This is a genomic window from Radicibacter daui (assembly GCA_030657355.1).
In the GTDB taxonomy this organism is placed as follows: domain Bacteria; phylum Pseudomonadota; class Alphaproteobacteria; order Radicibacterales; family Radicibacteraceae; genus Radicibacter; species Radicibacter daui.
In genome coordinates this window covers 2,873,960-2,886,425 of the sequence record CP131056.1, presented here as the reverse complement: position 1 = coordinate 2,886,425, position 12,466 = coordinate 2,873,960, and the positions used below count along the sequence as shown (strand labels likewise).

Genomic DNA, 12,466 nt, shown 5'->3' with positions numbered 1-12,466 from the left:
GCCACTGCTTGGTCGGCTTTGTGTTCGATCAATTACGGCGCCGCCAAAGTGCGCTGCGCCGGCGTCACAACCGGGGTTTCGCCCAGTCGCAGGCACGTTTTTGCCTGTCACGGGAGGAACGACGGTTGTCACGGCGCCGGGCGGCAGCAAGATCACCGGCAGCAATGTTGGTGATGATGCGTTTGACGGTCATAGCGCCTCGCACTGCGGTGTCGGGCTGCCCGCGAGGAGCCCTCTTACGCTGCCATCTGCCAGCAGACCTTCGGCCATCGCCAGCATCGAGGCCAGCGGCTGGTCTTCACCCAGTCCGCGCAGGGCCCGCAGATGGTCGAGTGCGGTGCCGAAGGTGGGGAAGCGGCAGGGCACGGCGAGTGTCAGGTAAAGCGCCAGCACCGTGACCGACCGGCTGCGCCCGCCGCGGCAATGCACCAGCACATGGCCGGCGCGGTGGGGCGGGTAATGCGGCTTGCCCGGGCTTGCCTGATGAAGGATGCCGTGCAGGGCCAGCACGGCGGCCATCAGATGCGCCGGATGATTTCCCGGCCCGTCGATCAGGCCGATATGGGTGCGGCGCACGGCGGTGCCGTCCGGCAGGCTCATCGGCGCAATATCGATGTTGATGGCGAGGTTGAGCGTGGAGGTGATGCCGTGCTCCAGCAGGGCGCCGCCATCGAGCGCCGCCGGGGCGTTGCCAAGCCAGAGCCCCAGTTTCTGCGGGCCGAGCCCGTGGATCACCGGCAGCAGCATCGGCCGCGCATCCTGGGCCTTTTCACCAAGGGAAAGGAAATCGGCAGGCAGGCGGGCATCGGGGACGGAAAGGCTCATGGTCTTGGGCAGGGGCTCTTGAAGAACGTGGAAAACAGGGCAGGCGCGGCGGGGCTCAGAACCGGAAGCCGGGCTCCCAGAGCAAGGTGGCGTGGCTCGCTTCTGCCAGTTTGCTGGCGGAAGCGGGTTTGACGAAGGCCGGCATGACCCAGCGCGGTTTTATTTCCCGCTGAAGCCAAAGCATGTCGCCAAGGCACGGATGCACATTCCAGCCGCACCAGAGCGCCTGTTTTGCCGCCACCAGCCGTTCGGCCGGTGTGCCGGGCGGGACGTAGCCGGTAAAGATGAAGCGGAAGCCTTCTTCCCGCCGGGCCAGCAGGTCGGCGGCAAGGCCGCTCTCGGCATTGGCATCGGTGGTGATCACGATATCCTGCGGCGTCGGTGCGCCGCCTGCCAGCTGGCCATCCTTCAGCAAGGCGGCCATGGCGGCACGCGGCGCGGCGTCGATGATGCCGCTGTCGTCAGTTGCCAGCGCCTCGATCTCCCGGCGGATGACCGGGCAGGGCAAGGGCCTGAGGCCCAGTGCAGCAAGGCGCAGCGCCATCTCCGGCCCGCGACCGGCAGCAGGCACGCACAGCACGGCGCCTTCTCTTGCTGCCTCGGCCAGTGCGCCGATCTGGTCCGCAAGGCTCTGGTCGCGGTTGCCGTAGGAAGCATCGTCGATCAGGAAGTCCGCCTGCGGCGGCATGTCGAAGGGGAAGAGGTCGGACTCAACCGTCCAGTCACCCATATAGGTAAAACCGCCCCCTTCACGTCCGGCGCCCGGCAGATGCAGCCACACCCCGCCCGGTGCGTGGCCGGTGCGCCCGGTCATCACCGGGGTGCCCAGCACCTCCGTGCTTCCCTTCAGCGGCAGCAGCCGGCGGGCCTCCTGCGGCACCAGCGCGGTGTCGATCTGGCCCCATGTGGCGGCCGTGGCCCAGACGGGCGGGTTGCCATGGTCGCCGCGGGCATCGAGCGCGCCGACATGGTCGCCATGGGCGTGGCTGAGGCAGATGGCATCGATCTGGCCGAGCCCGGTCAGGTCGGGCCGCACGCCCGGCTCAGGCCCGGCGCCCAGATCCATCAGCAGCCGCTTGCCGCGATACTCCACCAGAAAGGCCGCCGGCGATTTGGCGCCAAGGCCGCTGACCGCCCGCACATGGCAGCTGTTGTCCTGAGCGCCAAGGGTGGTGGCGGGAGCGGAAAGGCTGTTGTCGGGCATGGTCTCTTCAGGTCCGGTGTATCGGTTGCCGGCCCCAGCCAGCAGGTTGATGAGAACCGACGCGGGCGGCGACGGTCAATCTTGTTTGCCCCTTGCTTGCGGCTCAGTGCGCCTGCCCCCTAGTGCGCCTGCCAGGGCAGCACGCCTTTGGGCAGCCAGCGCGAGAGCAGCGAGGCCAGCGTCATCAGGGCGAGGATGATGACCACCATCAGGCAGCCCACGGCGGCGGCCAGCGTGGAAGAGCCGCCTTCTTCAAGAAACACTACAGTCGGCCCGATGGTTCGCGCCCCGGAGGAAACCAGCAGGATGGAGACCTGGATTTCATTGAGCAGGCTGAGGAAAACGATAATGCCGCCGGCCGCCGCCGAAGGGGCTGCCAGCGGCGCGATGATGTCGCGAAAGCGGGTGAGGAAACCGGCGCCGGCGCTCTGCGCCGCCTCTTCCAGCGAGCGGTCGATCTGGGCAAGGCCGCTTAGCGTCGGGCGCAGCGCAACGGCCAGATGGCTTGCCAGATAGGCGGCGAGAATGATGCCGACGGTGCCATAGAGGCTGATGCCCAGCAGCGGCAGCGGGCGCAGGAAAAACAGGATGGCGGCAATGGCGATGACAACGCCGGGCAACGCATAGGTCAGCTCGCAGGTGATCTGCAGCGCCTGCACCACAAGGCTGCGGTGCCAGGTAAGGAAATAACCGAGCAACAGCGAGGCTGCCATCAGCGTGGCCGCCGCTACGGCGCTGATCCAGAGGCTGGTGAAGAAGGCTTCCCGGATCGCGGCCTGCCGGTAAAGCGCGCTCGCATAATTGGCAAGCGTCAGGGTGTCGAGGCTCAGCGGCTGGCCGAAGCCGGTGACGAGCGAGGTGGAAAAGAGGGCGGAAAGCGGCAGCACCAGCGTTGCCGCCAGAAAAACCCAGGCGAATAGTTCCGCCGGCCGTCGCCAGTGTCCGAGCGGCAGCACCACCCGCCGGGCGGTGCCTTCCACCCGCTGGTCGTGCCGGCGGCCAAGCCAGCCATTAAGCATGAGCGCGGCGGTAATGAGCGCGGCCAGCAGCAGCGACAGCACTGCCATATCCGGCAGCGCACCGGGGCCGAGCGCATTGAGGCGTTGGTAGATGAGGGTGATGAGGGTGGGAAAACGCGCCGGAATACCCAGCAGCGCCTGAATGCCGAAATTGCCGGCGCTGGAGACGAAGGACAGCGCCGCCCCGGCAAAAACACCGGCGCGCGCCAGCGGCAGCACGACCGTGCGCAGCACAAACAGCGGACCGGCGCCGGAAGCGCGCGCCGCTTCCACCAGCTCCCCCGGCAGGCGGGCAAGGCTGGCGCGCACGGCCAGAAAAACCAGTGGCGTGTTGTAGAGGCCGAGCAGCAGCACGATACCGCCTTCGGAATAAAGCGGATGGCGGGTGCCGAAAGGCAGCTCGATGCCCAGGAAACGCAGGACGAGGCTTGAGGGCGAAAGGGCCTGCACCCAGGCAAGGGCGGTTACCTGCGGCGGAATCATCAGCGGCAGGATGAAGGCGAAGACCCAGGCCGTTTTGGCCCGCATGTCGCTGAGGCAGACGGCCAGCGCCGCTGCCGTGCCGAGCGCGACGGCCAGCAGGGTGGAGGCAAGGGCAACCTCCGCCGTGTTCCATGCCGCTTCCGCCACACGGGTGCTGGCAACCAGCCTTGCAAGCCGCGAAAGGTCGAGGTTGCCGGCCGGCGCAAGGGCGGTTGCCACCAGCCGCAGCAAGGGGGCGAGGGAGAGAAGACCGACAAAAACAAGGAGCGCGCCCAGCACCAGCGTCTCGGTTCGCGGACGCAGGATGCCGGTGGCGGAGCGCGGCAAAAAGCGGTGGAACAGCGGCATGGCCTGCCGCTGCTCCCTGCCTTTGGCGACCGCCTCTTCGCTGAGCGCGCTCATGGGGCTGTTATTATCCGGTGCCAGCTCGGGTCAGCCGCCGAAAATCTGCTGGAAGTGCTCACGCACGCCGGCATCGTTATCGATGGCCTTGTCGGCATCGAGCGGCAGCAGCTTGATGTCGGAGAGCTTGGGGAAACCCTCGGGCGGAGCAACCTTCGGGTCGAGCGGCAGGTAACCCTGCTTTGCCACCAGCTCCTGCCCGTCATGGCTGAGCAGGAAATCGACAAAGGCTTTGGCCGCCGGCACGTTGTGCGCGGTGGAGAGGATGGCGACCGGCTCGGTGATGAAGGAGACGCCGTCTTCCGGGTAGATGAAGTCAACCGGCGAGCCGGCCTTCTTCGCGCGCAGCGTGTCGGCATCCACCAGCACGGCATATTTCGCCATGCCGCCGGCAAGCGCCTTCAGCGCCGGGCCGTTGCCGCCTTCCGGCGTGATGCCCAGCTTGTTCAGGCCCTCATAGAACGCCCAGCCGATGCCGGGGGTGCCGGTGAGGGTGTGCAGGTGATAGAGCGCTGCGCCGGAATAAAGCGGGCTCGGCACGGCAATCGCGCTTTTGTTGCTGTCCACCAGCAGGTCGGCCCAGCGCTTCACCGGTTTGGCATTGGCGGTGTTGTAGCCGATGCCGGTGGCGATGATCTTGGTGCCGAACATCATCTTGCCGGCGTCATAGGTGCTCTTGTCGAAAGCGCCGACGGGGGCCTCCGGATAGGCCATCAGCCGGCCCTGCTTCTTCAGCGAGCCGAGATTGATGGTATCGGCCACCAGCAGCACGTCGGGCTTGGGATCGCCGGCGAGGATTTCCGTCTGCAGCACATTCATCAGCTGGGTGGTGCCATTGCGGGTCCACTCCACCCTCACCTTCGGGTGTTTCGCCTGGAAGGCATCGACCGTCATCTGGGCGATTTCCGGCGTCTGCGAGGTGTAGAGAGTGAGCGTGCCGCTCGCCTCCCCGGCATGGGCATTGCCCATGTTGCCGGCGAAAGCACCGATCATCGGCCCGGCGATGAGGGCGACGGCAAGGCTGGTGGTAAGACGCATGCTGCTGTTCCTCGGTTTCATGGGATGAGTCCCGGTCTGGCAGTGAAAAAGGGATGTCATGCAGCTTCTGCCCGAGTGGCGGCTCCGGCCGGCGGCAAGATCCAGCCATCGGCAAGCCGCAGTCGCAGGGCAGCGCCAGCCTCGTGGCCGGCGCCGTCGGGCAGATGCAGGGTGAGCGGGGTGTCCGGCGCCGCTTCGGGCCGGACTTCGGCTTCCAGATGGCTGCCGCGATAGGTGAGGGTGGTGATGCGGGCGGCAAAGCCGGCTTCATCCGGCGCGGCAGGCACCAGATCGGCGGGGTGAAAACTGACGGCGCCGCCGGCACGGGCGCTGCCGGCGGGCGCGCGCAGCCGGTGCGGCACACCCAGTACAGTGAGGTCAGCCATTGTGCTGGTGCTGGCGCTCGCCAGCGGGCTGATGGCTTCCACCGGCAGCAGCTGGCCCTTGCCGATGAAGCGGGCAACCATCTCGCTTGCGGGCTCACGGTAAAGGGTGCGCGGCGGGGCAAACTGCATGAGGTGCCCGCCCTCCATCACCGCCACGCGGGTGGCAAGCGCCATCGCTTCTGCCTGGTCATGGGTGATGTAGAGCATGGTGGCGCCCGTCGTCCGGTGCAGGCGGTGAAACTCCGCTTCCATCGCCGCGCGCAGATGGACGTCGAGATTGGCCAGCGGCTCATCCAGCAGCAGCACGGAGGGCCGGGCGACGAGGCAGCGCGCCAGGGCGACGCGCTGGCGCTGCCCGCCGGAAAGCTCGGCCGGAGCGCGGGCGCCGAAGCCGGAAAGCCCCACCAGCTCCAGCGCGCTCTCGCAAAGCTGTGCACGCTCGGTGGCAGGCGTGCCGGACACCTTGAGGCTGTAACCGATATTCTCGGCCACGCTCATGTGTGGCCACAGGGCATAGTTCTGGAACACGATGCCGACGCCGCGTTTTTCCGGCGCCACATGCAGGCCGGGGCCGGAAACACGGCGCTCGCCAAGGCTGATCTCGCCGCGATCCGCCGTTTCAAATCCGGCGATGAGGCGCAGCAATGTGGTCTTGCCGCAGCCGGACGGGCCGAGCACGGCGACGAATTCGCCGGAGCCGACAGTCAGCGATATCCCCTCCAGCGCGGCCCGGCTGCCATAATCCTTGCCGAGCTGGTGGAGGCGGAGATCGGACATCGGCGGGGCCTTGCGGAGAAAATAGAAAAGCGGGGCCCGCACTCCCTGTCGCTGAGAGCCCTTCGCAAGAACCCTGCATGCCATAGCCAGATAACAGCCGGGTGACGCCCGGGTTTCGGTTCGATGACAATCGTGAGGGGCCCGTTGTCGCAGCCGGGAACCCGCCACCTCGAATTTCCGTATAAACTGTGATAGAGTTCACACTTGAGGTGAGGGGTTGTGGTCCCGCGAGGGAGGCGGGCCTTGCCAGGGAAAGGAGGCGGCGATGAGCCATCTGATTTCCGATTTGCAACATGAAGTCGCGAGCCTTGCCGGTACCGTCTTCAAGGCGGTCGTCCATGGCGCCTGCTGCAACGGCATTGGCGCGGCGGCCGGGGCGCAGGGCGCGGCCGGCTGCCTTTCAGTGGATGATCCGGAAGGCGAACTGGATGCGGAAGAGGCGGCGGAGGCCACGGCAGGCTGCGGCGGGCCGGGCGCACCCGGCGAAGGGTAAGCCGCGCTTCACCTCCCGCCGGAAACTGTGATGCCGCCAGCTTGCCCGGGCGGTTTGCCGGTGTAGACTGCGCGGCGCAGGCCTTCATTCCCATGAACGGCGGGAGTTTCGGGCGCATACCGCGCCGCTGCCTGCGCCCGCTGGCAGCCAGGCCCTTGCCATGACCGCCCTTCAAATCCTGCTCGTCATCTCCAGCATCATGGGCGCCATCCTGATGGGCGCCATTATTCCCGGCCCCAGCTTCCTGCATGTGGCCCGCACTTCCATTGCCGGATCGCGCATGAACGGTGTTGCAGCGGCGCTGGGCATGGGGTTTGGCGGCGTCACCTTCGCGGCGCTGGCGCTGGCCGGGTTGCAGGTGGTCATCCAGCAGGTGCCCACGCTCTATATCGTGCTGAAGGGTGTGGGCGGGCTTTATCTCGCCTGGATCGGCTGGAACATCTGGCGCAGCGCCGCGATGCCACTGGCGGCGAACGAGGGCGGTACTGCCCGCGGCAGGGCCAGCTTCCTGCGCGTCTTCGGACTTTCCTATCTGATCCAGACCAGCAATCCCAAGGCGGCCATCGTTTATGCCGGTGTGTTTGCCGCGTTGATGCCGGCCCACATGCCGCTTGCCGGCGTGCTGCTGGTGCCGGTGGGCGTCTTTACGGTCGAGACCCTGTGGTATCTCGTGGTCGCGCTGGTCTTTTCCTCCCACCGCCCGCGCGCGGCCTATCTGCATGCCAAGGGCGTGATCGACCGGCTGGCCGGCGGGCTGATGGCGGTGCTGGGGCTGCGGCTGGTGTATGAGGCGGTGCGGCGTTAACCAGGTGGGTTTACGGAGCGGGCAAACAGAAAAGCCTACATCCCCCTCCGTCCGCTTCGCGGACACCTCCCCCACGAGGTGGGGGAGGATGGTTGCGCTAATTTATTGAAAAACCTCCCCGAAACGGGGAGGTGGGCCGAAGGCCCGGTGGGGATGCAGGCCCCGCAGCTGCTGCCGTCAGCAAGTCTTCTTCACCCGCGCTTCCTCATATCCGCTGTCGGCAATCTGCGAGCAGAGAGCCGACCATTCGCAGCCTGCGCAGGCACTACGGGACAAGCCCTGGGTGAAGGCCGAGCGCAGATGGGCGAGCCGTCCGGCGTCTAGCGTCAACCGGGTGCCCGATGTCACCGCAAATCCCAGCAGCCGGCCATTGTCCGCCGCGGCAGCCTCATCGCGCCGGATAACGCTTTGCCGACGGCAATGGGCGTCTTCTTCGCCCAGCAAGGGCGCGCAGATATCATCCGGCCCCGCCACGATCTGGATCTCCTCGCCTTTGGCGAGCCGCACGGCCACTGCGTCATAGTTCGCGGTGAAGGCGGGGCTGTAGCCCTTGCCGACATAGGTCAGCAGGCACAGGAGATGATGCGGGCGGAGCCGGACGGTCATGGCTTGCCTCAGGCGGCCTTGCGGCGGGCCAGCGCCTTCAGCGTGGCAGCGCCAAGGGCGGACTTCAGGATGCCGCCGACGATGAAGGGTGTGATGCCGAGCGCGATGGCCTTCGCCGGTCCGATGAGGGCGGCGAGCCACAGGGCGCCCAGCACGAGGCAGGCGGCATTGCCGGCCAGCATGGCAAGGAAGGCGCGCAGCACCTTGCGGCCGTTCCAGCCCTTTTCAACCAGCCAGCCGGTCAGCGCGGCGCAGAGCGGAAAGGCAAAGAGATAACCCGCCGTCGGGCCGGCAAACGGCGCAAGGCCGCCGGCACCGCCGGAGAGCACGGGCAGGCCGGCTGCCGCTTCCATGAGCCAGGCGATGACGGTGGCGGCGCCAAGGCGCCAGCCGAACAAGGCGCCGATCAGCGTGACGGCAAAGGTCTGCATCGTTACCGGCACCGGGATCATCGGCACCGAGATGTAGGAGGCAAGGGCGAGCAGTGCGGTGCCGGCAAGGATGGCCAGCGCCTGCATCGGGCGCGAGCGGGTATCAAGGCCAAGCGGGCTGGAAGCCGGACGGACCGGCGATTCAAGGAAGGACATTCCGAAACTCCAAATTCAAAATTATAGATAATTTTTACTATCTATATATTATTGAATCCACATTTCCCTCGCCAAGGCAAGGCGCGGGTGATGAAACCTGCAAAAGTCCAGGTTTTCTGCGGAGTTCAGGGAGGCGGAAAGGGGAGCCGGGAGGTCAGCCGACGATGGCAAAAGCGTCGCGGGTGGCGCCGGACGGCGTCTTGACCGGCCGCTGGCCGATCCATTGCACATGGCGGGCAAGAATGGCCGCCGCCTGATCGGCCTGGCCCTGCCGCAAGGCGGCAAGGATCGCCCGGTGATCATGGTCGGTGCGCGCTTCCCAGCTGGAGCGCCAGGTGGTGAACAGGAAACGGGCGCTTGCCGCATGCAGATCGTCGATGGCGGCGAGAAGGCGGGGCATGTTGCAGGGGGTGAGGATCAGCCGGTGAAAACGCCGGTTGGCTTCTTCCCATTCCCGCACATCGCGGGATTTGTCGCCGGCCTTGGTGGCTTCTTCCGCTGCATCCAGAATGGCGGGGGTGATGTGCGGGGCGGCATGGCGCAGCGCCAGCACTTCCAGCGCGGCCCGCATCTCCGCCACTTCCCGAACTTCGCTGAGGGCGAAGGAGGCGACGCGCACGCCCCGGCGCGGCTCGCTGACGGCAAGGCCCTGCGCCTCCAGCCGGCGAAAAGCCTCGCGCACCGGCACGTGGCTGGCACCAAACTCTTCTGCCACATGGTCTTGCCGCAGGCGCGTGCCCGGCTCGATCTCGCCGGCGACGATGCGCTCGGCAAGGATGCGGCTGATACGCACGGCGAGGGTTTCTTCCTTGGCGGAGGTGGTGGTCATGCGGGGTGGTGCCAGTTTTATAGATAATTTCTCCTAGATAAGATCGTCCGCGCCGCTTGTCGAGCCGGCGTCGAAACCCGTACGCGCGGCATAACGCAGGGCCGTGCCGCCGGGCAGCTCGGCAAAACCGCGCGACTTCATGCCCAGTTTCTCGGCCACGCGCATCGAGGCACGATTGGCGGGAGAGATTTCCGCGATCACCTCGTCGAGGGTTTCAAGCATCCGGGCGTGCTGCATCACCGGTTCGGCCGCCTCGGTGGCGTAACCGTTGCCCCAGGCCTCGCGCCGCAGGCGCCAGCCGATTTCAGAGGTACTGTCCTGGCCGGCGACCGGGATCAGCAGGATCCAGCCAAGGAAGTTTTCCGGCTCTGCGCGCTCCAGGATGCTCCAGTACCCATGGCCCTGCGGCCAGGGACCCAGCGTGCGGGTTTCGATAAAGGCGCGGTGTGCCTCGGGATCGGTCCAGGGGCCGGAGACAAAGCGGGTGACGTCCGGCTCATGGTCCATGGCAAGGCACGCATCGGTGTCGGCAAGCGTGCGTCCGCGCAGCATCAGGCGCGGTGTTTCGAAGTCTGGCAGCAAGGAACCACTGGCCACCGGCGCAGTTCGGATTATCTCGGTCATGGCGGTGCCTTTGCACTGTTGCCATCTTTGGGTGTATCACCCGGAGGGGGCACGGCTTTCGCAACCGAAGGTATCGACGGATTGGTCCCAGTGTCGGCATCAAATGTGCCGGTAGCGGGGCAGTCAGAACAAGGCGTCTCAGGAAGGGACCGTTCCATATGCCGATGACAGCACTGCTCCGGGCGGTGGGCCGGTTGACCGGCAGCGAGCCGGCACGGGCCGAGGTGATGCATGGCGGCGACCTGTCGCAGGTGCTGCGTGTCTGGTTGAGGGATGGCACCGAGGTGGTGGTCAAGAACGGGCCCGCCCCGTTGACCGAGGCCGCCATGCTGCGCGCCATCGCCGCCACCGGGGCACCGGCCCCGCAGGTTCTGGCGGCGGATGAGAGCATTCTGGTCATGCGGCTGCTGCCCCATGGCGGGCGCCTTTCCGCCTCCTGGGCCAGTCTGGGTCATGCCTTGGGCACGCTGCATGCCGCACCGGCTCCGGTGCCGGATGATGCGCTTGCCATCGGCCCTTATGGCTGGGAGGCGGACTATGCCTATGGCCGCCTTGGCATCGATAATGGCTGGAAGCCGGACTGGTGCCGGTTCTGGGCGGAAAACCGCCTGCTGGCCGGCATCGATGATCTACCGCCCGATTTGGCCCGCCGGTTGGAGATACTGGTCTCGCGCCTGCCCGACTGGCTGCCGCGCCAGCCGCGCCCCTCTCTGCTCCATGGCGACCTGTGGGGCGGCAACGTGGTAGTGGCGGAGGGACGGGTCAGCGGCTTTGTCGATCCGGCCAGCTATATCGGCCATGGCGAGGTGGACATCGCCATGCTGGGGCTGTTCGACAGCCCGCCCTCGGCTTTTTTTGCCGCTTATGCAGAGCGGATGGGGCCGCCGGAGCCGGGACTGGGCGAGCGCCTCATCCTTTACCGGCTCTGGCCGGCCATCGTGCATTATCGCCTTTTCGGCTCGCGCTACCGGGGGCTGGTGGACCAGCTGCTGGCGGCGCTGGGCGGCTGAGGCTGCGGGGCTGGTGCCTTACAGCTCGGCATCCAGCGCCTTCATCAGCGCTTCCATGTCCTTGTCATTGGTGTAGTGCACGAAGGAGAGGCGCAGCACGCCGGGGTCGCTTGGTACCTTCAGCGCCTCGACAAGGCGGCGGGCATAAAAATGGCCGTAGCTTGCCATGACGCCGCGTTCGCCAAGGGCGGCGGCAATCTGGTCGGCAGGCCGCGTGGTGTGGATGGCAACTGTTGGCGCCCGTTCTTCCGCTACCGTCGGCCCCAGCACGCGGATGCCGTTGCGCCCGCGCAGCCACTCCAGCAGCGGGGTGAGCAGCTTCACCTCCTGCGCCCGCATCAGCCCGTGCACCTGCCGGGCACGTTCGGCGCCGTCGACACCGTCGCTGCCATTGCCATTGTGCGGGGAGGGGAAGGCCGGGCTGCCGCCGAAATGATGGTGGTAGAGCGTGTCGATATAATCGGCGACGCCGGCGGCGGCGGCCACCTGGGCATGGTCGGGCCCGGCGGGCACAAGGCGCTTGTGCGCCTCGCCGTCATTGAACCAGTGGCTCTGGTTGGCAAGCTGCTGCATCAGCTCGCGCCGCACCACCATCAGCCCCTGATGCGGCCCATAGGTCTTGTAGAGCGAGAAGAAATAGATATCGGCGCCGAGGGCGGAGACGTCCGGCAGGCCGTGCGGGGCATAGGAAACACCATCCACCACCAGCACCGCCCCGGCGGCATGAACTTTTGCGGCAACCTCGGCCACCGGATTGATGTGGCCGACGATGTTGGAGCAGTGCGGCATCGCGACCAGCTTCGTGCGCCCCGACAGGAGCGCGTCCAGCGCATTGGGGTCGAGCCGGCCGGTATCCGGGTCCACCTGCCATTCGCGCACCACCACGCCGAACTCGGCAAGGCGCCGCCAGGCACCGCTGTTGGCCTCATGGTCCTGGTTGGTGACGACGATCTCGTCGCCGGCTGTCAGCACCGGGCGGAAGGCCTGTGCCAGCACATAGGTGTTCTGGCTGGAGGAGGGGCCCAGATGCACCTCGTCCTCGCCCACATTAAGGGCGGCGGCAAGGCGCTCATAGGCTTCGTCCATCGCCCGGCCGGCCTTCATCGAGGCGCCATAGGGGGCGTAGGGCTGCACCTTGGTCTCGTCATAGAAGCGGCCGAGCCGGCCGATCACCTGCGTGCAGGTATAGGAGCCGCCGGCATTCTCAAAAAAATGCTGCCCCTTGAGCGAGGGCACCGAAAAGGCCGGGAACTGCGAACGGACAAAGTCGAGATCAAGCTCCATGAAAGCACAAGGCTCCGCTTCTTTGACTGTTGGCGCTGGCCGGGATGATCCCCGCAGGGCTGCCATGACGCCTGCCGACTTTGACAGGCTTCCG

The 12,466-nt window shown here is 66.7% G+C and carries 13 protein-coding genes; 3 read left to right on the top strand and 10 right to left on the bottom strand.

Features of this window, described 5'->3' with window-relative positions:
• Positions 1-189 precede the first annotated feature (189 nt).
• The 5 genes from QTL98_RS13635 to QTL98_RS13615 form a co-directional block, all read right to left on the bottom strand.
• Entirely contained in the window at positions 190-825 is a 636-nt protein-coding gene (locus tag QTL98_RS13635) for a dual specificity protein phosphatase family protein (RefSeq protein WP_445679015.1), read from the bottom strand.
• A 55-nt stretch (positions 826-880) separates the two neighbouring features.
• On the bottom strand, positions 881-2,029 hold the full coding sequence (locus QTL98_RS13630; RefSeq protein ID WP_445679014.1) for an MBL fold metallo-hydrolase: 1,149 nt from the start codon (positions 2,027-2,029) through the stop codon (positions 881-883).
• Positions 2,030-2,148: 119 nt separating this feature from the next.
• On the bottom strand, positions 2,149-3,879 hold the full coding sequence (locus QTL98_RS13625; RefSeq protein WP_510637574.1) for an ABC transporter permease: 1,731 nt from the start codon (positions 3,877-3,879) through the stop codon (positions 2,149-2,151).
• A gap of 84 nt (positions 3,880-3,963) precedes the next feature.
• A complete protein-coding gene (locus QTL98_RS13620; protein WP_445679012.1) occupies positions 3,964-4,971 on the bottom strand; it encodes an ABC transporter substrate-binding protein in 1,008 nt (335 codons plus the stop codon).
• A gap of 56 nt (positions 4,972-5,027) precedes the next feature.
• A complete protein-coding gene (locus QTL98_RS13615; protein ID WP_445679011.1) occupies positions 5,028-6,134 on the bottom strand; it encodes an ABC transporter ATP-binding protein in 1,107 nt (368 codons plus the stop codon).
• A gap of 265 nt (positions 6,135-6,399) precedes the next feature.
• On the opposite strand from QTL98_RS13615, the gene QTL98_RS13610 reads away from it, so the two are divergent.
• The gene (locus tag QTL98_RS13610) at positions 6,400-6,627 is read left to right on the top strand and encodes a hypothetical protein (RefSeq protein ID WP_445679010.1); all 228 of its coding nucleotides are present in this window, start codon (positions 6,400-6,402) and stop codon (positions 6,625-6,627) included.
• 160 nt (positions 6,628-6,787) lie between these two features.
• Complete coding sequence (locus tag QTL98_RS13605; RefSeq protein ID WP_445679009.1) at positions 6,788-7,432, top strand: LysE family translocator; 645 nt, start codon at positions 6,788-6,790, stop codon at positions 7,430-7,432.
• Positions 7,433-7,609: 177 nt separating this feature from the next.
• Here QTL98_RS13605 and QTL98_RS13600 read toward each other — a convergent pair whose 3' ends face one another.
• The 4 genes from QTL98_RS13600 to QTL98_RS13585 form a co-directional block, all read right to left on the bottom strand.
• Positions 7,610-8,038, bottom strand: coding sequence for a DUF1284 domain-containing protein (locus QTL98_RS13600; RefSeq protein WP_445679008.1), 429 nt, complete (start codon positions 8,036-8,038; stop codon positions 7,610-7,612).
• 8 nt (positions 8,039-8,046) lie between these two features.
• Positions 8,047-8,625 (bottom strand): biotin transporter BioY, encoded by a 579-nt coding sequence (locus QTL98_RS13595; RefSeq protein WP_445679007.1) that lies wholly within the window; start codon positions 8,623-8,625, stop codon positions 8,047-8,049.
• A 154-nt stretch (positions 8,626-8,779) separates the two neighbouring features.
• Complete coding sequence (locus tag QTL98_RS13590) at positions 8,780-9,454, bottom strand: GntR family transcriptional regulator (RefSeq protein ID WP_445679006.1); 675 nt, start codon at positions 9,452-9,454, stop codon at positions 8,780-8,782.
• A 33-nt stretch (positions 9,455-9,487) separates the two neighbouring features.
• Positions 9,488-10,078 carry a GNAT family N-acetyltransferase gene (locus tag QTL98_RS13585; protein WP_445679005.1) on the bottom strand — a complete coding sequence of 197 codons (591 nt, stop codon included), beginning with the start codon at positions 10,076-10,078 and terminating at the stop codon, positions 9,488-9,490.
• Between the two features lie 164 nt (positions 10,079-10,242).
• Here QTL98_RS13585 and QTL98_RS13580 point away from each other — a divergent pair, with 164 nt between their 5' ends.
• On the top strand, positions 10,243-11,088 hold the full coding sequence (locus tag QTL98_RS13580) for a fructosamine kinase family protein (protein ID WP_445679004.1): 846 nt from the start codon (positions 10,243-10,245) through the stop codon (positions 11,086-11,088).
• An 18-nt stretch (positions 11,089-11,106) separates the two neighbouring features.
• Here the strand turns inward: QTL98_RS13580 and QTL98_RS13575 are convergent, their stop codons facing one another.
• A complete protein-coding gene (locus QTL98_RS13575; protein ID WP_445679003.1) occupies positions 11,107-12,372 on the bottom strand; it encodes an aminotransferase class V-fold PLP-dependent enzyme in 1,266 nt (421 codons plus the stop codon).
• Between the last annotated feature and the right edge of the window lie 94 nt (positions 12,373-12,466).